Genomic DNA, 21,063 nt, shown 5'->3' with positions numbered 1-21,063 from the left:
CCCCCATAGCAGCCGTTACCACAAAAACGGATATGCCCCCCCAAACAAACAAACAAACAAACAAAGAAAAACCCCGGAAAGACCAATCCCCCCGAAGGTTCCCCATTCCAAAACAGCACAAACCCGCCAATCAATAACGCTGATACTTCGAACCAAACTCAGGACGGTTTTCAGCCACGTAAAGTGTGCTCGCCTGACCATCTTTATGATCAACATCGACAGTATTCACATTCAACGTAGCCGGTTGACTGACCTTCGCCGCTGCCACAACCACTGGCCAAGTAGCGTGAGGCGCAGCAATAGCCGACGTAGCACCAAGAACCGACAGGGCGAAACCAAGACCGATAATGCTTTTCATGATGTAGCTCCAGAAGCGTGGGAAGAAGATGAGCCCACTCTAGTGCTGGCGCTTCACGATGAAAAAACACCCTGACGCATAGTCGTTATCGAGAACGTTGATCCGCCGTCAGCGCGGCGTACGATCCACCAGCCAACGCTGCTTGATGTGCTCCAGGCGTCCGTCCCGGCTCATCTCGTCCAGCGCCTGCTGCCAGCGTGCAACCTGCCGTGCATCGGTCAGCGGTGAAAAGGCGATGTAGATGGCTTGCTTCATCAATGGAATCTGATAATGCAACTGCTCGGGTGACAAACCTTCCTCACGGGCCAAGTTGGCGACGGACAGCGTGTCGGCCACCACAAATTCGGTGCGGCCCAGTCGCGCCAGTCGCATCATTTGTTCGGGTGTTTCCACGCCGTACAGGTTGCTCACGCTCTGTTTTTGCAAGTAGCTGTAGATCAGCCATTTTCGCGGAACGGCAATCCGGCCCTGACGGCCGGCCTCCAACAAACTACGCACCGGTTGCCGGGAGCTGCCCGTGGAGAACAGTGCGGTTTCCACGTCCATCAACGGACCGACCCACTGATACTGGCTTTCACGCTCGGCGGTACGAAACACGGTGAACACCCCGGTGGCGGGCTCGGTGTTGGCCAAGTGCAAGGCCCGCAGTAACGGCACCCGTTGGAAGTGCACCTGATCGCCAGCGGTGTCGGCCAGCGCCTGTACCACATCCACTCCAAACCCCACCAGCGCGTTGCCCTGCTGAAAATGCAGGGGCGGATGGTTGTCGGTGAGCATGTTCAGGTCTGCCGCGACCGCAGTGAACGTCAGGAAAGTCAGCAGACAACCGGCCAAGCGTTTCATGAATCGTCCTTGATGAAATGAAGCGCAAATCTTAGTACGCACCTGTTGCAACTGTCCCGCGCAATCGTCGGGCTTTTGCGTCAGAACTCAGGATTTATGCGTATCGCTCGCAATGGTGGAAAACGATCAGGCAAAAAAAAGCCCGGGGTCTCCGGGCTTGGGGGATTGCGGATCAACGTGTAATCAATACCGCTGATATTTCGAACCGAACTCGGCGCGGTTTTCGGCGACCACCACACCGCCGCGTACGGCGTTGCCCGGGCTGACCAGTGCCACGCGTTCGCGCAGTTCCTGCAGACGATCCGCCCCACCTTCAGCGACGCGATTTTCGATCAGGCGATCAGAGCCACCTTCAGCCACACGTTCACGCAGCTCTTGCAGGCGATCGGCACCACCTTCAGCCACACGATTCTGTTGCAGGCGATCTGAACCACCTTCCACCAGCAGTTGCTGGACCTGGCTGTGGGACGCGACGCTCACGGTGTTGGCCGAGGCCAGGTTCGACAGGCCGAGACCGCCGACCAGTGCCAGACCGAGTGCCAGGGACGAGACTTTCGAGAAGTTGAACATGGGTGATTCTCCTTGCGCTTGAGTTTGAGTGAGTCGGTAGCTGCGGCTATCCGGTGAACTCAGTTAAACGCTCGGGTGTATCGATGATGTGTGCTTGAACGCCTCGAAATCGATGTCTTCGTATCCGCCATGCTTCCCTATACAGAGGGATACAAAAGTCCTACGAGAAATCTCCTCTGGTGCAGAACCTCAGGACTCGGCGCCGAGCAATTCCACCGGGTAGGAAAACACGTAGCCTTCACTTCGCACGGTTTTGATGTAGGTCGATTCCCGCGAATCATCCATCAGCCGTTGACGCAGGCGGCTCACCAGCAAATCGATGGAACGGTCGAACAGGTCGGCGTCGCGACCCTGGGTCAGGTTCAGCAACTGGTCGCGGCTGAGCACCCGTTGCGGATGATCGAGAAACACGCGCAGCAGTCGATATTCGGCGCCGCTGAGGGCGACCATGGTGCCGTCTTCATCCAGCAGGTGCCGGGCGGTGGTGTCCAGGCGCCAGCGACCGAAACCCAGCAATCGACCGCTTTCGGTGATTAGCAGGTTGGGCGGCAGCATCCGGGTGCGGCGCAGCACGGCATTGATCCGGGCCAGCAGTTCGCGAGCGGCGAAGGGTTTGGTCAGGTAGTCGTCGGCGCCCATTTCCAGGCCAAGGATGCGGTCCGTTTCGTCGTTGCGTGCGGTGAGCATCAGGATCGGTGTGGCCTTGTGCTTGCCCGAGCGCAATTCGCGGCACAGCAACAGGCCGTCATCGCCGGGCATCATGATGTCCAGCACGATCAGGTCCACCTGATTGGTTTCCAGAAAACTGCGCATCTGCCGGCCATCGGCAACCACCGTGGTGCGCAGGCCGTTTTTCTTCAGGTAATTGCCGACTAGCTCGCGAATCTCGCGATCGTCGTCGACGATCAGGATGTGGTTCACATGTTCCATCATTCAACCCTCTTGTTATTCGCAGGTTGCGCATTCTAGGGAGCCGCGCCGCTGCTGCCTGCGGGCCTTTGTATCTCACTGTATCTGAGGATGTAATAGATACATTGGTATACACGGCAACATTTTTCGGGGACGGGTGTATCGAAGTGTATCGAGCTCCCCGTGTGACACCTTACGCCTTAAAAGCCCCGGTTTTACGACACATGGCAGATACCTCGAGTCGGTTGAATGGGTTCTATCGAGACAAGGCAACTTGCCTCACACCGACCACCCATTGAAACCTTGAGGAAATCACCTTGATCCGGAACAAACTCTTCGCTGCCGGCTTCTTTGCCATCCTGAACGTCGCGGCGTTTTCCGCCCACGCCGATGTCCAGACCCCTGCGCAGACCTACGCCGCGGGCACCCATCTGGATATCAAAAAGGTTGTTTCAACTGTAGAAGACGGCGGCAGCCATTGCGGGGTCGTCAACGCGCGGATGACGTACCTGGATTCCAGCGGCACGCAGAAAGTGCTGGATTACAGCAAGTTTGCAGAGTGCGGCAACCAGGGCGGTTGATCGTGGCACCGGCGGCACACACCGCCCAACTGTAGGAGCTGGCTTGCTAGCGATGGCGTTCGAGAGAGCGACTCATGTCTCGAGGGCCAATCGCCAGCAAGCCGGCTCCTACAGGTTTTGCGTTAACCATAGATCCGGTTGTCGTCAGCCTTATGCAACCACCTGGTAACACGGCACATACGCCGCACCGCCTGGCAGCTTCATCCGGTGCTGGGCGACGAAGGCTTTCAGCAGTTGATCCAGCGGCTGCATCACCGCCGCATCGCCACGAATCTGATACGGCCCGTGCTGTTCGATCAGGCGGATGCCCTTGTCCTTGACGTTGCCGGCGACGATGCCGGAGAACGCGCGACGCAGGTTGGCGGCCAGCTCGTGAGCCGGCAGGTTGCGGCTGAGTTTCAGGTTGGCCATGTTTTCGTGAGTCGGATCGAACGGGCGCTGGAAGCCTTCGTCGATCTTCAGCAGCCAGTTGAAATGGAACGCGTCATTGCGCTCGCGGCGGAACTGTTTCACCGCTTTGAGACCGGCGGTCATCTGCCGTGCAACCTCAGCCGGGTCGTCGATGATGATCTCGTAATGTTGCTTCGCCGCTTCACCCAGGGTGGCGCCGACGAACGCGTCCAGTTGCTCCAGATACGGCGCGGCGTGCTTCGGCCCGGTGAGGACGACGGGGAAGGGCAGGCCCTCGTTATCCGGGTGCATCAGGATGCCGAGCAGGTAGAGGAACTCTTCGGCCGTGCCTGCGCCACCCGGGAAAATGATGATGCCGTGGCCCACGCGCACGAACGCTTCCAGACGTTTTTCGATGTCCGGCAGGATCACCAGCTCGTTGACGATCGGGTTCGGCGCTTCGGCGGCGATGATGCCCGGCTCGGTCAGGCCGAGGTAGCGACCACCGTGGATGCGCTGCTTGGCGTGGGCGATGGTCGCGCCTTTCATCGGACCTTTCATCACGCCCGGGCCGCAACCGGTGCAGATGTCCAGGCTGCGCAGGCCCAGTTCGTGGCCGACTTTCTTGGTGTATTTGTATTCTTCGGTGTTGATCGAGTGGCCGCCCCAGCACACCACGATCTTCGGCTCGACGCCGGGGCGCAGGGTGCGGGCGTTGCGCAGCAGATGGAACACGTAGTCGCTGATGCCCTGGGAAGTGCTCAGGTCGATGCGCTGGGCATCGAGTTCGTTTTCGGTGTAGACGATATCGCGCAGGGCGCTGAACAGCATTTCCCGGGTGCTGGCGATCATTTCGCCGTCGACGAAGGCGTCGGCCGGGGCGTTCAGCAATTCCAGGCGCACGCCGCGGTCCTGCTGGTGGATACGGATTTCGAAGTCTTTGTAGGCTTCGAGGATGGTCTTGGCGTTATCGACATGGGCGCCGGTATTGAGGATGGCCAGGGCGCACTGGCGGAAGAGGGTGTATGTGCTGCCGGATCCGGCTTCGCTCAGTTGCTGTACTTCACGTTGAGAGAGGGTTTCCAGGCTGCCTTTCGGGCTGACCGAAGCGTTGATTACTTGTCGTTGGGACATTCAATGATCCTTAAAACGATGTCACCCGCCGAGGACGCATGACATCCGAATAGTATGTATCCATAAAAGAAGATGGCACGAACTGCGCACTATCGCCATGTTCCCCTTTGACGATGAAAAGATGAAAAGGAGCCCCAGCATAGCTAAATCCGCCGCAGAGGCGATAATGCCTCGCAGTCTTTTTGCCGATGCCACCTGAGGAAACCCGTCGCGATGTTCGAAATCCAGCCGCAGAACCCCGAAGTCTATCGACGCCAGACACGCCGCAGCACGATCATCATCGCCCTGGTTTTCCTGGCGCTGGCGATGGTGCTGTCGACCGCGGCGGTGGCGATGTTCGGCGAACCCGGGGGCGACAATCTACGCTTCAACGTGGGTGGCGTGTTTGTCGCGGTGCTATTGATGGTGGCACTGATGCGCGGCACGTTCTGGAATCAGGAATGGATGGCGCCCGCCGTGTACGGCTGGCAGCTCAAGCGCAGCCTGATGAGCATCACCAACGTCATGCATCAGGTGACGGCGGCGGTGGAGAAGGATGATCCAGGGGCCATGAAGCTGTTGCGCTTCTATCATCTTGGGTTGAGCCAGATGCATGAGCTGGACGGCAACTCCAGTGATCACAGCCAACTGGTTCGCGAAATGGACCTGCACAAGGCGCGGATGGAGGCGCTGGGCATCGAGACCGAACAGACGCAATTGAACCCTGCGTGGCTTGAGGCATTGAAACAGACGCCACGCTGACCGCTGTACTGTCGAGGCGTCGTGATAATAAAAAGGCGAACGGGATCAGTCGCCACTCATCAAGAATCAGGGAGCGTCATGGGGCATCCGTCCGTCAAAGAGCGAATCGAACAATCCCGCCACGGCGTGTCCCTGGTGACCGAGGCGGGGGCAAGGCTCAAGGTCCGCTCCGCAGTGGTTTTGCTTCTCGCTGTGTGCCTGTCCATGATCGCCATCGTGATCTGGGAAGCCTGGAACTCGCGCCAGTACCATCTGCATGACAAAGAAGTGGCGATGTCCAACCTTGCGCAGACCCTGGCCTCGCAAGCGCAGGCGACGATCAAGCAAGCCGACACGTTGCTGTTTACGCTGGTGGAACGCCTGGAAACCGACGGCTTCGAGTCGGCCCGATTGCCTCACCTGGAGCGCTTGCTCAGTGCCCAACGCAGTGAGCTGAGACAATTGCACGGCATGTTCGTCTATGACGAGCAGGGGCGCTGGATTGCCAATTCCAATGGTGCGGTCGTGTCCGATGCCAACAACGCCGACCGTGAGTATTTCATCTACCATCGCGATCATCCCGACCGTGGGCCGCACATCGGTCCGGCGATCAAAAGCCGCTCCAGCGACGAATGGATCATGACAGTGTCGCGCAGGATCAATCACGCCGACGGCCGTTTTGCCGGTGTGGCGCTGGCGACGATCTATCTCAGCCATTTTCTGTCCCTGTACGACAGCATCGACATGGGCCGCAACGGCGTGATCAATCTGATCGCCGACGACGCCACCATTATCGTTCGCCGGCCGTTCAATGAAGCGGAAATCGGCACCAGCATCGCCAACAGCCCGCTGTTCAAACAGTTGTTGCCCATGGGCAGTTCAGGCACGGCAACGGTCAGGTCCGTGATGGATGGCGTTGTGCGGGTGGTGGGGTTTCGCCGGGTCGAGGGGTATCCGCTGATCGTTTTCGCCGCGCTCGACAAGAATGAAGTCCTGGCCGGCTGGCGCGAGGAATCCTTGCTCAGTGCGGGCATCGTCGCGTTGCTGCTGGGTTTTGTGGGGGTGCTGGGTTATCGCCTGATCAATCTGATGAAGCAGCAGAACCGTATCCAGAACCAGTTGCTGGATGCCCAGGAAAAACTGATCGAGGTCAATCGCAGCCTGGAACTGTTGGCCCTGGAGGACGCGTTGACGGGGCTGTCCAACCGCCGTCAGTTCGATCTGTTCATTCACTCGGAAATCGGTCGCGCCAGACGCAGCCTGACCAGCCTCGCCTTGCTGATGATTGATGTCGATCACTTCAAACTGTTCAATGACAACTACGGTCACTTGGCCGGTGATGAGTGTCTGCGCAATATCAGTGCGATCATCACCGATAATATCCAGCGCCCCGGGGACCTTGCGGCTCGCTACGGCGGCGAAGAGTTTGCGGTGGTGCTCCCCGGAACCGACTATGTCGGGGCGTTTCTGGTGGCGGAAAAAATTCGTCGCGCGGTGCTCCACGCCGGTATTCTCCACAGTGAAGGCGCGGAAGGCGTGGTGACGGTCAGCCTGGGCGTCGCCGCTTATGATCCGGCCTCGCAAGCCCAGGCTGACGACTTGATTGGTGCCGCCGACAAGGCACTTTATGTCGCCAAGGCCAGCGGCCGGAACATGAGCGTCATTGCCAACTGAGTGTGCCGGTTCAGACGAACCGGTCGCTGCCCTGGACCAGCCTGGTCGCCAGGTACGATTGCTTGAGTTTTTCCAGCCACCAGCCCAGGGCGCGGCCGTCATGATCGCCGCGCCAGCCGGCGTACAGAATGTTTGGCTCGCGCGGATCGGCCATCTGTTTCTCGACCAGCGTGCCGTTCTTCAGCAACGAGGCAACCCGATGCCGGGGCAGCCAACCCACGCCGAGGCCGTCGCACTGGGCGAGGATTTTCGCGCGCATGGTCGGCACGGCGAGCACCGGTTGCCCACCGGAAACGCCATAGGTGCTGCCTTCGGTGGCTCTGGATGAATCCGCCACGACGATCGCTCGGTGCTGCGTCACCGTTGCCCGGGAAATCGGTTCCTTAGCCCTGGCCAGCGGATGCCTGGACGAGACGGCAAACACCCATTCCATTTCCCCCAATTGCATCCAGCGCAAGGAAGGGATCGCCGGCGGTTCGTTGGTGGCGCCGATGATCAGGTCCGCCCGGCCCTCCCGCAGGGCTTCCCATACACCTTTCAGTACTTCCTGGGTGATGCGCAGCGGTACGCCGGATTGCAGCGCGTCGAACTCGTGAATCACCGGGATCAAGGCGTCGAATTCCAGCAGTTCGTCGGTGACGATCCACAGCCGGCTCTCCCAGCCGTTGGCCACTTGTTGCACCCGTTGGGTCAGGCGCGAGACGTCCTGCATCAGCCGCGCCGCTTCGTTCACCAGCAGCTCCCCGGCGGGGGTGAGCTGCAGACGGTAGCGGCGTCGGTCGAACAGCAGCGCGTCGAAACGCTCTTCCAGTTGCCGCGCCGCATAGGACACCGTCGACGGCGCCTTGCCCAGATGCGCCGCCGCTCGCGACAGGCTGCCGGTTTCCCGAATGGCTTGCAGCAATGCCAGGTCTTCAATCGACAACATGTGCAGATCCTCAGAGGAGATTGTTCAGGCGGCCCGGCGTAACTTGCGCAACCTGAACAACCGAAGATAGACCAGCACGTTGAGCGCCAGCACCACGCTGCCGAGTCCCAGTTGAATCGCCGGTGTCAGGTCCGCCGGGTAAATGACCGGCCACACGTAGTGCTCAATGAAACCACCGCCATAGCCGGTTTGCCCGGCGGCGTGGCGCATGCGGTTTTCCCAGTCCGTCAGCGGGCAGAACAAATGGAAAAACTCCACACACACGCCCCACGCGGCGGCCGGCAGGTGCAACCAGACCAAGTGATGCCATTTGAGCACCAGCAGCCCGCCGAACAGCACGAACAGAATGAACAACAGGTGAAACAGCACCAGCCCGTCGGCGGCGATTCGGTAAAGCATGTCGACTCCCTGACACGTTATGCGATGGCTCCATGGTACTCGGGCGGGGCGTTAATCACGAAAATCAGCGAACCCGGCGCGCATCCTGCCATTCGCTGCAGTGCGCAAGATTGTTCAAGCCATCGGCGGCAACTGCTGGCACAGTCTGACGTCTTTCTCTGGTTGTCGAGCGTTATGTCCAATTCACTCCTGCCGCGCAGCGCGTTTCTTCGCGGCGCCGCGGCGATCATGCCGTTGTCCCTGGCGACCGCGCCGTGGGGATTGCTCGCCGGTTCCATGGCCATCGAAGCCAACCTCACACCGCTGCAAGGCCAGGGGTTGTCGAGCATCGTGTTTGCCGGCGCGGCGCAACTGGTGGCCATCGGCATGCTCAAGGGCGGTGCCGGGATTTTTTCGATTCTGCTGACCACGTTGCTGCTGACCTCCCAGCATTTGCTCTATGGCATGAGCATGCGCTCGGTGATTTCGCCGCTGCCGGGGCGCTGGCGTGCAGGGTTGGGGTTTTTGCTCACCGACGAGTTGTTTGCCCTGACCAGTCAGCATGACAAACAGCAGTTCAATCGCTGGTATGCCCTGGGCGTCGGCCTGACGTTTTACATCGCCTGGAACCTCTTCACCCTTGCCGGCATTGTGCTCGGCAGCAGCATTCCGGGGCTGGAGCATCTGGGCCTGGATTTCTCCATCGCCGCGACCTTCATTGCCCTGATCACCCCGGTGGTGCGTAACGTACCGACGGTGGTCTGCGTGGCGGTGTCGTTGTTCTGCTCGGTGTTGTTCAGCTATTGGCAATGGGGCTCGGCGCTGGTGCTCTCGGGATTGGCGGGCATGACGGCGGGCTTTGTCTGCAATAAATTTTATGGTGGGCGCACATGATGGTCTGGGCAGTGATTGTCGGTATGGGGATTCTGGTGTTCCTCAACCGCTACGTGTTTCTCGAACCGCGCCTGCCGCTGCGCCTGAGCAGCAATGCCCGGCAGTTTCTCGGTTTTGCGGTGCCGGGCATGCTGACCGCGATTTGCGGCCCGATAGTGTTTATGCCGGACAAGCAGCTGAACTTGCAGTGGGACAACCCGTATCTGATCAGTTCGCTGGTGGCGGTGGGGCTGGTGCTGTACACCCGCAATACCTTGCTCAGCATGCTGTTGAGCATGGGGTTTTTCTTTTTGCTGCGCTGGTGGCTTTGAGCCGGGGGGGCGAAACTGTTCTACGCTTAAAGTTGATGACTGATCCCTTAGGAAGAGAGGTAAGCATGGCAACTGAACAAAAGCGTCCGGATCCGGATGAAGAAGACATGGATGAACCGACGGAAGAAGAGATCGAGCGGCAGAAGCGTTCGACGCCGACCTGGAAGCACCCCGATGATGGGAAAGAGCTGTCAGATCGTGATATGGAGTTTCCGCTGAAGCCCTGAACGGGGTACATATCCGTTGCTGCGGTAACGGCGGCTATTGGTTCCGCTCTTACAGCGGGTTACTTGGAAGAGCGCCAAGTAACCAAGCGCCTGCGCCCCTGACGTACGGTGGCTCGCGAAGGCTCGCCATTCCCTCACTCCGGTCCTGCTCCGTGGGCCCGCCGCCATCGGCCATCCACGGCCGGGGGCGGCTAACCCGGCATCCATGCCGGGTTGCCCACTGCGCAGAACCTGCGCTCGGCCTTCCGACGGGGCAGATCAAGATCAAAAGCCGAAGCGAGGCGGCCTTATAGCCGACCTGATGTTCGTCAAGGTCATCGGCGGTGAACCCCCATGTCATGCCCACCAAAAATCCCCTGTGGGAGCGGCGGTGCGACGATTCGACTTGCTCGCGAATGCGAACTGGCATTCAGCATTGATGTCGACTGACCGGACGCCTTCGCGAGCAAGTCGAATCGTCGCACCGCCGCTCCCACATTTAATAGGAGTTGCTCAAGAGGGATGTAAACGACAAATGAGCGAAGCGCGCCCGCTTGACGCCCAGGTCGGCCCGCAGGCCGCCTCGCGCTGCTGTGGCGGAGATCGCCCCCTCGAGAGGCCGAGTGGAGGTTCTGCGCAGTGGGCAACCCGGCAAGGATGCCGGGTTAGCCGCCCCCGGCCATGGATGGCCGATGGCGGCGGGCCCACGGAGCAGGACCGGAACGAGGGCATGGCGAGCCTTAGCGAGCCACCGAACGAAAGGGGCAAAAGCCTTTGGTTACTTGGGGCTTTTCCAAGTGACCCGCTGTAAGAGCGGAACCAATAGCAGCCGTTACCACAAAAACGGTTATGCCCCCAACCCCAACCCCAACCCGATCTACCCATACAAAAAGCCCCACAATAAGCGGGGCTTTTTTATTGCAGCATCAAAGTGGCCTGCTCAAACCCCGTTCTTGCTGTTTTGCGGTCCGCGGGGCTGTTGGGTTGCATCCGCCACTTGCGCAGTCTGCTCCTGAGTCTTGTGAACCGCCTGGATAATGACCTTGGCCACGTCCGCCGGACGCGACTGCTGCGGCACATGGCTGGCCTCGACTTCGGTGACCTGCGCTTTCAACTTCTTGGCAAACGCACGCTGCAGATCGGGTTGGATCATGCGGTCTTCACGAGCAACGACGTACCAGGTCGGTTTGCCCTTCCAGGCAGCGGCGCTGGTTTTGTCGTCGAATGCCGAGGCGCGAATCGGTCCCTGTGTGGCGGACATGACGGCGGTCTGTACGGCGGGAAGATCCTGTGCGAAACCGGTGGCCATGCCTTGTGGGGTCATGTAGAGAAAACCGTTTTTATCCGCGGCGATGTCTTTCACGCCGGACGGTGCCGGGTAGTCTTTACCCAGATCCTTGGTGGCCTGGCCCGCATCCGGGGCAAACGCGGCGACGTACACCAGGGCGCGGACTTTCTGGTCAGTGCCGGCCTGACTGATTACTGTACCGCCCCAGGAGTGTCCGACCAGCACGACGCCGTCGTCCTGATTGTTCAACACGCGCTGCGTAGCCGCTACGTCATCGGCCAGGGAAGTCAGCGGGTTTTGCACCACGGTAACCTTGATACCTTCGGCCTGCAGCAGCGGGACAACCTTGCCCCAGTCGGAGCCGTCAGCGAAAGCACCGTGTACGATCACCACCGACGGTTGAGGGGCGGCGGCCTGGCTGCCGACGGCGAACAGTGAAGTGGTCATGGCGAGTGCGAGGGCGATAGCCTTGGGTTTGAACATGGTTGGAACTCCTGTGGTTGGTGTGACGCAGTTTCAGGAATACGGGGGCGGTCCGGTATCGGTCGTTTATCCGAGGCAGACCAAAAATAAGTGATGAAAGGGGAGAGTCATGCGCGAGAGTGACGGTATCGAGCTGGAGAGTGCGATCCTGGCGTTGTCCATGGTCGGGGACCTGAGCATGGGCCAACCCTTCGACCAGTCACGCCGTACGGCTCGCCTGGTGCAGTTGCTCGCGCAGTCCTGCCACGGTGCCGGTGAACACACCGAGGTCGCACGGCAAGTGGCCTTGCTGCGCTGGTCGGGGTGTACGGCCAATGCCGAGGGTTTCACTCGTTTGCTGGGCGATGACGTCGAGGGCCGCAACGCCATGCTCAGCCAGACACTGGGCGCGGCAGGCCTGCGCGCGATGCGCAAATCGACGCCGCTGGCCGTGGTGCATTGCGAGGTGTCGGGCGATATCGCGCACACGCTTGGCCTGAGCGCGCCGGTCGAACACGGGCTGCGACACGTATTCGAACAGTTCGACGGTGAAGGCAAACCCTTTGGCTTGCGCCATCCCGAGGTGCCGGAGGTGGTCTATCAGGTATTGCTGGCCGGTGATCTGGAAATCCTCTCCAGGGTTCACGGATTGGAGGCAGCACTGGAATGGATTGCGACCAAGGGCGACCGTCGCTATCCGGCATCGCTGGCCGCAGAACTTGCGCACAATGCCAAAGACTGGCTGGAATCGTTGCGCGTGCCGCAAGACGTTCCTTCGCAACCGCATCGAAACGAGAGACAGGTTGCGCTTACGCTGGTCGGGGATGTGATCGACCTCAAGCTGCCTTGGCTGGCGGGCTACTCACGCCGGTCGGCTGAACTTGTCCGGGAAGCCGCGAGGTTGTGGGGCTTGCCGGAGCAGTCGGCCGACCAGGCCGCGAAAGCGGCGCTGATTCATGGCATCGGCCGGGCGGCGGTGCCCAACCGAATCTGGAACACGACGGGCGTATTGCTCGACGGTGATCTCGAACAGGTACGGCTGGTGCCTTACTGGACGTCGCGCACCTGCGGCCAGATTCCTGAACTGTCGGCGCCGGGGCGGCTGGCGGCGAATGCCTATGAACGACTGGATGGCAGTGGCTACTTCCGTGGCCTTGAGGGTGATGCCTTGCCCGCCGAGCAGCGTTTGCTGGCAGCCACGCTGGTCTGGCAGGCATTGCGTTGCAACCGGCCGTGGCGTGCAGCCCTCAGCGACAGTGACGCCGAGCGCCTCTTGCTCGACGAAGCCGCGCTGGGGCGTTTCGACCCTCAGGCCTGTCAGGCGGTCATCGCGGCGGCTCGCGGCGAGAGCGCCGTCGCGCCCAGGGGAAACACCAGCCCGCTGAGCGACCGCGAGACGCAAATCCTGCAGCGCATCAGCATGGGCGGCAGCAACAAGGAGGTGGCACGCCAGCTCGGCATCAGCCCGAGCACGGTGCGCACCCATGTCGAGAGCGTGTTCCGCAAATTGCAGTGCACGACCCGTGCGGCAGCGACACTGAAGGCGCTGACGCTCGGATTGATATGACTCTCAAATGGGGATGTGTGTGGTCGACAACACCTGGCGCAACCCCATGAACGAACGGATCTGCCGAACCCCCGGCAGGTAAAGCAACTGCTCCGCGTGCAGGCGGTTGAAGCTGTTGCTGTCCTTGGTTCGTATCAACATGAAGTAGTCGAATTCCCCCGTCACCACATGGCATTCCATGCAGCCTGACACCTTTTGCGCCGCGGCCTCGAAGGCGGCGAAGGATTCCGGTGTCGAGCGGTCCAGCACCACGCCGATCAACACCACCATCCCCGCCTCCAGCGCTTCATTGTCCAGCAACGCGACAATGCCCTTGATCAGGCCCGCCTGCTTGAGGCGTTCGACGCGCCGCAGGCAGGCCGGTGCGCTCAGTTTCACCTTCTCGGCGAGCGCCACATTGGAGATGGAGGCGTCTCGCTGCAGGGTCTTGAGAATGGCGCGGTCGGTCCGGTCCAGCGGGTGTGGCTCCGCACCTGAAGTGCCGGGTTTCTTGTGATTATTTGTTGCGCTCATAGTGATTTCTACACAATAAAAAGATGTTTTAAGTGGTAGTCGATGATTTATGTTTCTTTAATGAATTGAAACTTGCAACACATATTTTTGCCTTTGTTCTTAATATTGAACTCATCGAAGCCCCTCTGAAAGCACCTGGAACGCAGCCTTTTTTGCCTTTCGGTCTGGCGCTTGGATATCCAATAAACAAGGAGCAGAGTCATGAACCTGAATCGTTTTAAACGTTATCCGCTGACCTTCGGTCCTTCTCCCATTACTCCCTTGAAACGCCTCAGCGAACACCTGGGCGGCAAGGTCGAGCTGTATGCCAAACGTGAAGACTGCAACAGCGGCCTGGCCTTCGGCGGCAACAAGACGCGCAAGCTCGAATACTTGATTCCCGAGGCACTCGAACAGGGTTGCGACACCCTGGTGTCGATCGGCGGGATCCAGTCGAACCAGACCCGTCAGGTTGCTGCCGTCGCCGCCCACCTGGGCATGAAGTGTGTGCTGGTCCAGGAAAACTGGGTGAACTACTCCGACGCCGTGTATGACCGGGTCGGCAATATCGAGATGTCGCGCATCATGGGTGCGGACGTACGACTGGACGCCGCCGGGTTCGACATCGGCATTCGTCCCAGCTGGGAGAAGGCCATGAGCGACGTGGTGGAGCGGGGCGGCAAGCCGTTCCCGATTCCGGCAGGTTGTTCCGAGCATCCTTATGGCGGTCTCGGCTTCGTCGGTTTTGCCGAAGAGGTCCGGCAGCAGGAAAAAGAACTGGGCTTCAAGTTTGACTACATCGTCGTGTGCTCCGTGACCGGCAGTACCCAGGCGGGCATGGTCGTCGGGTTCGCCGCTGACGGCCGTTCGAAGAACGTCATCGGCATCGATGCCTCGGCCAAACCGGAAAAGACCAGGGCACAGATTCTGCGTATTGCCCGTCACACTGCTGAATTGGTGGAACTGGGTCGCGAAATCACCGACGAGGATGTGGTGCTCGACACGCGCTTCGCCTATCCGGAATACGGTTTGCCGAACGAAGGCACGCTGGAAGCCATTCGCCTGTGCGGGAGCCTTGAAGGCGTGCTGACTGATCCGGTGTATGAGGGGAAATCCATGCACGGGATGATCGAGATGGTTCGCCGTGGCGAATTCCCCGAAGGTTCGAAAGTGCTTTACGCACACTTGGGCGGGGCGCCGGCGCTGAATGCCTACAGCTTCCTGTTCCGTAACGGCTGACGGTGATCCTCAGTGGCGAGGGGGCTCGCCCCCGTTGGGTCGCGAAGCGGCCCCAATCCTGCAGCCGCGGCCTATCAGTTACACCGCATGCAATGTTTTACGACTGCTTCGCAGCCGAACGGGGGCAAGCCCCCTCGCCACACAGGTTCGTTCCTACCGAGGCCGAATCGGACCGTTCAACCGCCGGGAGTAACGCCATGCACGCGACATCGCAATCCGCAGTCTGGATCAAGGAACCCTCCGCGGATGCCGGGGTGGTCATCGTCACCAGCGCAGCCTTGCCCAAATACATGATCGACAAGCTACACGTGGCAATCGACGACTGGGACCAGGTGGCATATCTGGCCGTCCTGCAATCCAGAGCGTTGATGCTCGACTGGCTGCGGGTCGGGTTCAACCCCGAGCAATCGACACGAGTCGACGTCTGTGATGCCAGCCAATTGCTGCGCTACGTTTCCAAAGGCAGCTTTTTACTGGATGTCGAAGTCGGCGCGGCCCCTGGCCTGACCTGGCTGGGATCTGTCTGTGGTCACCCGTTGCGCGTCGTCGAACTGGGAGAGATAGCGTCCTCCAGCGCGGCGATGGATCGACAGGTGGAAGACGTTTTATCGGCAACCCGCAGTCTGGCGAAAAGCGTGTTGCAGGAGCGCTGCGTCATTTAGCGAATCAACCACCCCAAACAAGAAAGGCAAAGCCTATGAGCCAAACTGCCGACTGTCGTAACAAAGCCCTGAAATGGATGCGCGAGCCTTCAAGTGGTACGCGCATCGTTGTCATCGCGTCCGGACTGGATAGCGATCATATTGAGTTGATCCATCAGGGTTTCAGCTGTTTTGAAAATGTTGCGCTGATCCATGTCGAGACCGCGAATGTCGCCTCGGCCGAGCGTTCCATCCTCGAGGCGGTCGATCAGGTTAAAAGCCTCGCCCGAGCAAGTCATTCGCGCCACCTTGAAGTGTTTCCCGACACCTGCAGGAGTTGCCCATGAACCCGTCCGATATTCATGCCCAATTGCCGGGCCAGACCGCTGAAGATGCACAGGAAATCGCTGAGTGGCGGGATGCCTTGCTATCGGTCATCGCCCATGGCGGCGCCGGGCAAGCCGCGCAGATCATGGACATGCTGGTGACACTGGCCAGCACCTGCGAGATGAACTGGCGGCCGCGCCACGGCACGCCCTACATCAACACCATCAGCGTCGAGCAGCAGCCGGTGTTTCCGGGTGATCTGGCGATGGAAGAACGCCTGGCCTCGATCATGCGCTGGAATGCGCTGGTCATGGTGGCCCGGGCCAACCAGGCTTATGGGGAACTCGGTGGCCACATCGCCAGTTATGCCAGCGCTGCCGATCTGTTCGAGGTGGGCTTCAATCACTTCTTCAAGGCGCGCACCGACACCTGCGGGGGAGACCTGGTGTTCTACCAGCCGCACTCGGCGCCGGGCGTCTATGCACGAGCTTTTCTGGAAGGTCGCCTCGAGGAAAAGGACCTGCAGCATTATCGGCAAGAAATAGGCGCGCGCGCCCAGGGGGCCCGGGGGCTGTCGAGTTATCCGCACCCATGGTTGATGCCGGACTTCTGGCAGTTCCCGACCGGCTCGATGGGCATCGGTCCGATCAGTTCGATCTATCAGGCGCGCTTCATGCGATACCTGGAGCACCGCGGCTTGCAAGACACCGCCGGGCGCACCGTCTGGGGCGTGTTTGGCGACGGTGAAATGGATGAGCCGGAAAGCATGTCCGCCCTCACACTGGCAGCGCGTGAAGGGCTGGATAACCTGGTGTGGGTGGTCAACTGCAACCTTCAGCGGCTGGACGGTCCGGTGCGGGGCAACGGTCGCATCATCGACGAACTGGAAGCATTGTTTGGTGGTGCCGGCTGGAACGTCATCAAACTGGTCTGGGGTTCCGACTGGGACGGCCTGTTTGCCCGGGATCATGACGGCGCGCTGGTCAAGGCCTTGTCCGCTACGGTCGACGGCCAGTTCCAGACCTTTGCCGCAAAAGACGGGCGCTTCAACCGCGATCAGTTCTTTGGCCAGAACGAAGCCTTGACTCATCTCGCCCAGGGCCTGACCGACGAACAGATTGACCGCCTCAAACGCGGTGGCCACGACGTGGTGAAGATTTTTGCCGCCTACCACAGTGCAATGCGCGAGAGCAGAAAGCCCACGGTGATTCTGGCGCAGACCAAGAAAGGCTTCGGCATGGGCGACGCCGGGCAAGGCAAGATGACCGTGCACCAGCAGAAGAAACTCGACAAGGACGCCTTGATCGCCTTCCGCAACCGTTTCAATTTGCCGTTGACCGATGAGCAGGCCACCTCGCTGAGCTTCTTCAAACCCGCCGACGACAGTGCCGAAATGCGCTACCTGCATGAGCGTCGCCGGGCCTTGGGCGGCTATATGCCGTCGCGGCCCACCACGTCGGCGGCGTTGGCGGTGCCCGACATCAATAGCTACGCCGGGTTTGCCATTGCCGCTGAAGGCAAGGAAATGTCCACCACCATGGCGTTCGTGCGGATGCTCAGCGGTTTGCTGCGAGACAAGCAACTGGGGCCGCGCATCGTGCCGATCGTGGCGGATGAGGCGCGCACGTTCGGCATGGCCAGCCTGTTCAAGCAGATCGGTATCTATTCCAGCGTGGGCCAGCGTTATGAACCGGAGGACATCGGTTCGATCCTGAGTTATCGGGAAGCCCTGGATGGCCAGATTCTCGAAGAAGGCATCAGCGAGGCCGGGGCGATCAGTTCCTGGGTAGCGGCGGCGACCAGCTATTCGGTGCATGGCCTGCCCATGCTGCCGTTCTACATCTACTACTCGATGTTCGGCTTCCAGCGCATCGGCGACCTGATCTGGGCGGCGGCTGACCAGCGGGCGCGCGGGTTCCTGCTCGGCGCCACGGCGGGTCGCACCACGCTGGGTGGCGAAGGTCTGCAGCACCAGGACGGCAACAGTCACATGATGGCGTCGATGGTGCCCAACTGCCGTGCCTACGATCCGGCGTTCGCCGGAGAGTTCGCGGTGATCCTCGATCACGGCATGCGCCAGATGCTGGAGCGTCAGGTCGACGAGTTCTATTACGTCACGCTGATGAACGAAAATTACCCGCAGCCCAACCTTCCCGACGGTGTCGAGCAGGCGATTATCAAGGGCATGTATCTGTTCGCCCGGCATGAAGTCGAGGATGCACGCGGCAGCGTCCAGTTGTTGGGTTCCGGCGCGATCCTGCTTGAAGTGATCGCGGCGGCCGAGTTGCTGGCCAGCGACTGGAACATCGACAGCGAGGTGTGGAGCGTGACCAGCTTCACCGAACTGGCCCGCGATGCCCGCGAGGTGGAGCGCTGGAATCGCCTGCATCCCGGACACCCGGCGCGACGCAGCCACGTACAGGAGTCACTCAACGACACGGCGCCGATCATTGCCTGTACCGATTACGTCCGCGCATTGCCCCAGTTGATCGCCAGTTATCTGGGGGCTCGCTACAGCGTGCTCGGCACCGACGGTTTCGGCCGCAGCGATACCCGCGGCAGGCTGCGCGCGTTCTTTGAAGTGGATCGCCATCAGATCGTCCTGAGTGCCCTGACGTCACTGGTTCAGGAAGGGCGCCTCGACGCCAGTGTGTGTGCCGAAGCGATTGCGCGGTACGCCATTGAGGTTGACGCCGTCGCGCCTTGGGAAGCTTGAAGCCGTGCTTCAGGTCGAGTCGAATGTTCAGGAAACGCTTATGAAGAATGTGCATGAAGTGCGAATGCCCGACATCGGCGATGCCAGGGATGTCGGTGTCATCGAAATACGGGTCAAGGCGGGCGATGCGGTGCTCGAAGGGCAGACCTTGATCATTGTCGAAACCGACAAGGCGGCCATGGAAATTCCGTCGCCCACGACGGGTGTATTGCAATCGTTGACGGTCGGGCTGGACGACAAGGTCAGCGAAGGATCGCCGATCGCCTTGATCGAGAGTGAAGGGCACTCGCCTGCGCCTGCACCCATGATCGAGCCCGTTGCAACGCTCGCGGAACCTCGGCAGCTGGCGTCGGCACCGGCGCTCATCGAAGTGCGTGAGCCACCCACCGATATGCCGCTCGCATCACCCTCGGTTCGCAAGTTTTCTCGAGAACTCGGTGTGTCGCTCAAGGCCATTCAGGGGACGGGGCTGCGCTGTCGCATCACCAAAGAAGACGTGTTGGCCCATGTGAAAGGCGCACTGAAAGTATCCGAAGCGGGTGCCCAACCGTTGGACGGCTTGCTGCCCTGGCCGGTGGTTGATTTTGCCAAATACGGGCCGGTGGAAACCCGGGCACTGTCGCGTATCCGGAAAATCAGCGGGGCCAACCTGCATCGCAACTGGGTCATGATTCCTCACGTGACCAATCATGACGATGCGGATATCACGCAGCTCGAACAGTTCCGCGTGCAGGTGAACAAGGAAAAAGCGCAGAGCGGGGTCAAGCTGACGTTGCTGGCCTTGTTGATGAAAGCCTGTGCGGCCGCCTTGAAAAAATTCCCGGAGTTCAACGCCAGTCTCAACGGCGACGAGCTGGTATTGAAGCGTTACTGCCACATCGGTTTTGCCGCCGATACGCCGCAAGGGCTGGTCGTACCCGTCATCAAGGACGTCGATCAGAAAGGTGTGCTGGCGATTGCCCGGGAAATGTCGGCGCTCGCTGAAAAGGCACGCGAGGGCAAGTTGAGCGTTGCCGAGATGAGTGGCGGCTGTTTTTCGATTTCGTCGTTGGGCGGCATTGGCGGGACGTATTTCACGCCGATCATCAATGCCCCCGAGGTCGCCATTCTGGGGGTGGGCAAAAGCCGGGAGCGGCTCGCGCTGGAAGGCGGGCAGGTGGTCACGCGCAACATTCTGCCGTTGAGCCTGAGTTGGGATCATCGTGTGATCGATGGCGCCACTGCCGGGCGTTTCAACGCCTATCTGGGCAGTGTCCTGGCGGATTACCGGCGGCTGGTGCTGTGACGGGCGGCTACTTGATCATACAAATTCCCGTCACGCGGACACATTCCAGATACATGAGCGCGGTTTCATGGGACTGTCCAAAACCATAAAGAGGCTTTTGCCATGTTCCGTAAACTGCAGCATGCCGCCAGGCTCATCAGCCAAAGCACGCGCCTGATGGTGGGCGTTCCGGATTACGACAACTACGTCGCGCAGATGGCGCTGAATCATCCCGGCGAGCCGGTCATGAGCTATTCGGCGTTCTTTCGCGAACGTCAGGAAGCGCGCTACGGCAAACGCAGCTGCACGACGCGGTGCTGCTGAACGCCGGTTGATCGACGGGCAACGAAAAGCCCCGTCCTCTTCGAGAGGGCGGGGCTTTTTGCGTTTTCAGGATCAGCAGGCCGGCCGCTTTTATCAGGGGCCTGCAATCAGTAATCTGTCACACCGACATTTGGATGGAGCCGAATCATGACACTCACCCACCGTCCCGTACGCGCTGAAGATGTTCAGGCGATCTGCAACTTCCCGCAAACCCCTGAGGAACTCTTTTTCATGTTTCCGAAGGCGCAGTACCCGCTGACGGACACCCAGCTGCTTGCATCGATTGCCCAGCGTTCTGACTCAACGGTGGTTGAAGAGAACGGCTCCGTGATTGGTTTTGCAAACTTTTACAAGTTCGAGCGCGAAGGTGTGTGCACGATCGGCAACGTGATCGTGTCCCCCAAGACCCGGGGAAAAGGTGTGGCGAAATTTCTGGTGGAGACGATGGTAGGGCTGGCGATTGACCGTCACCGGGCAAGTGAAGTGCAGATTTCGTGCTTCAACGAAAACACGGCGGGGCTGTTGCTGTATCCGCAACTCGGGTTTGTGCCGTTTGAGATTGAAGAACGGTTATCGCCGGACGGTCGTCGGGTCGCGCTTTTGAGCATGCGATTAATGACGCAGGCCTGACTCTCGGACATTTCAATCCCTTGGACAAAGCTTGCCCCGCGGCGGTGCGCAACATCGAGCGGATGGAGATTCCCCTTCAGCCGCTCTCCGAAAGTTGTTGTTCGAAGATGTAACAGTTTTTCCCGGATACTCTCCTTGTTTATTGTAAATCTCTATTGAAATCAAGTAGTTAACAACTTATAACGGCTTCCTTGCCGTGTTACCGAACACTTGTTTA

Annotated in this window: 24 protein-coding genes; 15 read left to right on the top strand and 9 right to left on the bottom strand. The window is 60.0% G+C overall.

Annotation, left to right across the window (positions count from 1 at the left end):
- Positions 1-130 precede the first annotated feature (130 nt).
- The 4 genes from PMI01S_RS18585 to PMI01S_RS18570 all read right to left on the bottom strand — a co-directional run bounded on the left by PMI01S_RS18585 (position 131) and on the right by PMI01S_RS18570 (position 2,701).
- Complete coding sequence (locus PMI01S_RS18585) at positions 131-358, bottom strand: hypothetical protein (protein WP_084321545.1); 228 nt, start codon at positions 356-358, stop codon at positions 131-133.
- A 108-nt stretch (positions 359-466) separates the two neighbouring features.
- Positions 467-1,201 carry a substrate-binding periplasmic protein gene (locus tag PMI01S_RS18580; protein ID WP_084321544.1) on the bottom strand — a complete coding sequence of 245 codons (735 nt, stop codon included), beginning with the start codon at positions 1,199-1,201 and terminating at the stop codon, positions 467-469.
- A gap of 183 nt (positions 1,202-1,384) precedes the next feature.
- Positions 1,385-1,771 (bottom strand): hypothetical protein, encoded by a 387-nt coding sequence (locus tag PMI01S_RS18575; RefSeq protein ID WP_084321543.1) that lies wholly within the window; start codon positions 1,769-1,771, stop codon positions 1,385-1,387.
- A gap of 189 nt (positions 1,772-1,960) precedes the next feature.
- Complete coding sequence (locus PMI01S_RS18570; RefSeq protein WP_017339377.1) at positions 1,961-2,701, bottom strand: response regulator; 741 nt, start codon at positions 2,699-2,701, stop codon at positions 1,961-1,963.
- Positions 2,702-2,997: 296 nt separating this feature from the next.
- Here PMI01S_RS18570 and PMI01S_RS18565 point away from each other — a divergent pair, with 296 nt between their 5' ends.
- Positions 2,998-3,261 carry a DUF2790 domain-containing protein gene (locus PMI01S_RS18565; RefSeq protein ID WP_084321542.1) on the top strand — a complete coding sequence of 88 codons (264 nt, stop codon included), beginning with the start codon at positions 2,998-3,000 and terminating at the stop codon, positions 3,259-3,261.
- 150 nt (positions 3,262-3,411) lie between these two features.
- Here PMI01S_RS18565 and ppnN read toward each other — a convergent pair whose 3' ends face one another.
- Positions 3,412-4,785 carry a nucleotide 5'-monophosphate nucleosidase PpnN gene (ppnN, locus tag PMI01S_RS18560; protein ID WP_084321541.1) on the bottom strand — a complete coding sequence of 458 codons (1,374 nt, stop codon included), beginning with the start codon at positions 4,783-4,785 and terminating at the stop codon, positions 3,412-3,414.
- A gap of 213 nt (positions 4,786-4,998) precedes the next feature.
- Here ppnN and PMI01S_RS18555 point away from each other — a divergent pair, with 213 nt between their 5' ends.
- Positions 4,999-5,526: a DUF3087 domain-containing protein gene (locus PMI01S_RS18555; RefSeq protein WP_084321540.1), complete on the top strand. Its 528-nt coding sequence runs from the start codon at positions 4,999-5,001 to the stop codon at positions 5,524-5,526.
- Between the two features lie 78 nt (positions 5,527-5,604).
- Complete coding sequence (locus PMI01S_RS18550; RefSeq protein WP_084321539.1) at positions 5,605-7,179, top strand: GGDEF domain-containing protein; 1,575 nt, start codon at positions 5,605-5,607, stop codon at positions 7,177-7,179.
- A gap of 10 nt (positions 7,180-7,189) precedes the next feature.
- Here PMI01S_RS18550 and PMI01S_RS18545 read toward each other — a convergent pair whose 3' ends face one another.
- Positions 7,190-8,107 carry a LysR family transcriptional regulator gene (locus PMI01S_RS18545; RefSeq protein WP_084321538.1) on the bottom strand — a complete coding sequence of 306 codons (918 nt, stop codon included), beginning with the start codon at positions 8,105-8,107 and terminating at the stop codon, positions 7,190-7,192.
- A 24-nt stretch (positions 8,108-8,131) separates the two neighbouring features.
- Positions 8,132-8,506 carry a DUF2784 domain-containing protein gene (locus PMI01S_RS18540; protein WP_084321537.1) on the bottom strand — a complete coding sequence of 125 codons (375 nt, stop codon included), beginning with the start codon at positions 8,504-8,506 and terminating at the stop codon, positions 8,132-8,134.
- A 174-nt stretch (positions 8,507-8,680) separates the two neighbouring features.
- On the opposite strand from PMI01S_RS18540, the gene PMI01S_RS18535 reads away from it, so the two are divergent.
- The 3 genes from PMI01S_RS18535 (at position 8,681) to PMI01S_RS31715 (ending at position 9,917) form a co-directional block, all read left to right on the top strand.
- Positions 8,681-9,379 (top strand): AzlC family ABC transporter permease, encoded by a 699-nt coding sequence (locus PMI01S_RS18535; RefSeq protein WP_084321536.1) that lies wholly within the window; start codon positions 8,681-8,683, stop codon positions 9,377-9,379.
- Positions 9,379-9,690: an AzlD domain-containing protein gene (locus PMI01S_RS18530; protein WP_167362959.1), complete on the top strand. Its 312-nt coding sequence runs from the start codon at positions 9,379-9,381 to the stop codon at positions 9,688-9,690. The genes PMI01S_RS18535 and PMI01S_RS18530 overlap by 1 nt, the downstream gene beginning before the upstream one ends.
- A 65-nt stretch (positions 9,691-9,755) precedes the next feature.
- Positions 9,756-9,917: a hypothetical protein gene (locus tag PMI01S_RS31715; RefSeq protein ID WP_167362930.1), complete on the top strand. Its 162-nt coding sequence runs from the start codon at positions 9,756-9,758 to the stop codon at positions 9,915-9,917.
- A 919-nt stretch (positions 9,918-10,836) separates the two neighbouring features.
- Here PMI01S_RS31715 and PMI01S_RS18525 read toward each other — a convergent pair.
- On the bottom strand, positions 10,837-11,667 hold the full coding sequence (locus PMI01S_RS18525) for an alpha/beta fold hydrolase (protein ID WP_084321535.1): 831 nt from the start codon (positions 11,665-11,667) through the stop codon (positions 10,837-10,839).
- Positions 11,668-11,776: 109 nt separating this feature from the next.
- Here PMI01S_RS18525 and PMI01S_RS18520 point away from each other — a divergent pair, with 109 nt between their 5' ends.
- Positions 11,777-13,213 (top strand): HD domain-containing phosphohydrolase, encoded by a 1,437-nt coding sequence (locus PMI01S_RS18520; protein WP_084321534.1) that lies wholly within the window; start codon positions 11,777-11,779, stop codon positions 13,211-13,213.
- 3 nt (positions 13,214-13,216) lie between these two features.
- Here PMI01S_RS18520 and PMI01S_RS18515 read toward each other — a convergent pair whose 3' ends face one another.
- Positions 13,217-13,726, bottom strand: a complete 510-nt coding sequence (locus PMI01S_RS18515; protein WP_084321533.1) for an Lrp/AsnC family transcriptional regulator — start codon at positions 13,724-13,726, stop codon at positions 13,217-13,219.
- 32 nt (positions 13,727-13,758) lie between these two features.
- Between PMI01S_RS18515 and PMI01S_RS31235 the strand changes: the two genes are divergently transcribed.
- The 8 genes from PMI01S_RS31235 to PMI01S_RS18475 all read left to right on the top strand — a co-directional run bounded on the left by PMI01S_RS31235 (position 13,759) and on the right by PMI01S_RS18475 (position 20,846).
- A complete protein-coding gene (locus PMI01S_RS31235; RefSeq protein ID WP_139273057.1) occupies positions 13,759-13,947 on the top strand; it encodes a hypothetical protein in 189 nt (62 codons plus the stop codon).
- Positions 13,928-14,944 carry a 1-aminocyclopropane-1-carboxylate deaminase gene (locus PMI01S_RS18510; protein WP_084321532.1) on the top strand — a complete coding sequence of 339 codons (1,017 nt, stop codon included), beginning with the start codon at positions 13,928-13,930 and terminating at the stop codon, positions 14,942-14,944. Before PMI01S_RS31235 ends, PMI01S_RS18510 begins: the two co-directional genes overlap by 20 nt.
- 197 nt (positions 14,945-15,141) lie before the next feature.
- Positions 15,142-15,606, top strand: a complete 465-nt coding sequence (locus PMI01S_RS18500) for a transketolase (RefSeq protein WP_084321529.1) — start codon at positions 15,142-15,144, stop codon at positions 15,604-15,606.
- A 35-nt stretch (positions 15,607-15,641) separates the two neighbouring features.
- Positions 15,642-15,932, top strand: coding sequence for a hypothetical protein (locus PMI01S_RS18495; RefSeq protein WP_235864434.1), 291 nt, complete (start codon positions 15,642-15,644; stop codon positions 15,930-15,932).
- The gene (gene mdeB / locus PMI01S_RS18490; protein WP_084321527.1) at positions 15,929-18,628 is read left to right on the top strand and encodes an alpha-ketoglutarate dehydrogenase; all 2,700 of its coding nucleotides are present in this window, start codon (positions 15,929-15,931) and stop codon (positions 18,626-18,628) included. Before PMI01S_RS18495 ends, mdeB begins: the two co-directional genes overlap by 4 nt.
- A gap of 40 nt (positions 18,629-18,668) precedes the next feature.
- On the top strand, positions 18,669-19,913 hold the full coding sequence (locus PMI01S_RS18485; protein ID WP_084321525.1) for a dihydrolipoyllysine-residue acetyltransferase: 1,245 nt from the start codon (positions 18,669-18,671) through the stop codon (positions 19,911-19,913).
- Positions 19,914-20,015: 102 nt separating this feature from the next.
- Positions 20,016-20,216, top strand: coding sequence for a YbdD/YjiX family protein (locus tag PMI01S_RS18480; RefSeq protein ID WP_084321523.1), 201 nt, complete (start codon positions 20,016-20,018; stop codon positions 20,214-20,216).
- A gap of 147 nt (positions 20,217-20,363) precedes the next feature.
- Positions 20,364-20,846, top strand: coding sequence for a GNAT family N-acetyltransferase (locus PMI01S_RS18475; protein WP_084321521.1), 483 nt, complete (start codon positions 20,364-20,366; stop codon positions 20,844-20,846).
- Positions 20,847-21,063: the final 217 nt, after the last annotated feature.

The sequence above is a fragment of the Pseudomonas migulae NBRC 103157 genome, assembly GCF_002091715.1.
Taxonomy (GTDB): domain Bacteria; phylum Pseudomonadota; class Gammaproteobacteria; order Pseudomonadales; family Pseudomonadaceae; genus Aquipseudomonas; species Aquipseudomonas migulae_A.
This window is presented reverse-complemented; position numbering and strand designations above follow the sequence as displayed.

Coding starts and splice junctions, on each gene's coding strand:
- PMI01S_RS18585 (WP_084321545.1), bottom strand. CDS start 358: ATGAAAAGCATTATCGGTCTTGGTTTCGCCCTGTCGGTTCTTGGTGCT.
- PMI01S_RS18580 (WP_084321544.1), bottom strand. CDS start 1,201: ATGAAACGCTTGGCCGGTTGTCTGCTGACTTTCCTGACGTTCACTGCG.
- PMI01S_RS18575 (WP_084321543.1), bottom strand. CDS start 1,771: ATGTTCAACTTCTCGAAAGTCTCGTCCCTGGCACTCGGTCTGGCACTG.
- PMI01S_RS18570 (WP_017339377.1), bottom strand. CDS start 2,701: ATGGAACATGTGAACCACATCCTGATCGTCGACGACGATCGCGAGATT.
- ppnN (WP_084321541.1), bottom strand. CDS start 4,785: ATGTCCCAACGACAAGTAATCAACGCTTCGGTCAGCCCGAAAGGCAGC.
- PMI01S_RS18555 (WP_084321540.1), top strand. CDS start 4,999: ATGTTCGAAATCCAGCCGCAGAACCCCGAAGTCTATCGACGCCAGACA.
- PMI01S_RS18550 (WP_084321539.1), top strand. CDS start 5,605: ATGGGGCATCCGTCCGTCAAAGAGCGAATCGAACAATCCCGCCACGGC.
- PMI01S_RS18545 (WP_084321538.1), bottom strand. CDS start 8,107: ATGTTGTCGATTGAAGACCTGGCATTGCTGCAAGCCATTCGGGAAACC.
- PMI01S_RS18540 (WP_084321537.1), bottom strand. CDS start 8,506: ATGCTTTACCGAATCGCCGCCGACGGGCTGGTGCTGTTTCACCTGTTG.
- PMI01S_RS18535 (WP_084321536.1), top strand. CDS start 8,681: ATGTCCAATTCACTCCTGCCGCGCAGCGCGTTTCTTCGCGGCGCCGCG.
- PMI01S_RS18530 (WP_167362959.1), top strand. CDS start 9,379: ATGGTCTGGGCAGTGATTGTCGGTATGGGGATTCTGGTGTTCCTCAAC.
- PMI01S_RS31715 (WP_167362930.1), top strand. CDS start 9,756: ATGGCAACTGAACAAAAGCGTCCGGATCCGGATGAAGAAGACATGGAT.
- PMI01S_RS18525 (WP_084321535.1), bottom strand. CDS start 11,667: ATGTTCAAACCCAAGGCTATCGCCCTCGCACTCGCCATGACCACTTCA.
- PMI01S_RS18520 (WP_084321534.1), top strand. CDS start 11,777: ATGCGCGAGAGTGACGGTATCGAGCTGGAGAGTGCGATCCTGGCGTTG.
- PMI01S_RS18515 (WP_084321533.1), bottom strand. CDS start 13,726: ATGAGCGCAACAAATAATCACAAGAAACCCGGCACTTCAGGTGCGGAG.
- PMI01S_RS18510 (WP_084321532.1), top strand. CDS start 13,928: ATGAACCTGAATCGTTTTAAACGTTATCCGCTGACCTTCGGTCCTTCT.
- PMI01S_RS18500 (WP_084321529.1), top strand. CDS start 15,142: ATGCACGCGACATCGCAATCCGCAGTCTGGATCAAGGAACCCTCCGCG.
- PMI01S_RS18495 (WP_235864434.1), top strand. CDS start 15,642: ATGAGCCAAACTGCCGACTGTCGTAACAAAGCCCTGAAATGGATGCGC.
- mdeB (WP_084321527.1), top strand. CDS start 15,929: ATGAACCCGTCCGATATTCATGCCCAATTGCCGGGCCAGACCGCTGAA.
- PMI01S_RS18485 (WP_084321525.1), top strand. CDS start 18,669: ATGAAGAATGTGCATGAAGTGCGAATGCCCGACATCGGCGATGCCAGG.
- PMI01S_RS18480 (WP_084321523.1), top strand. CDS start 20,016: ATGTTCCGTAAACTGCAGCATGCCGCCAGGCTCATCAGCCAAAGCACG.
- PMI01S_RS18475 (WP_084321521.1), top strand. CDS start 20,364: ATGACACTCACCCACCGTCCCGTACGCGCTGAAGATGTTCAGGCGATC.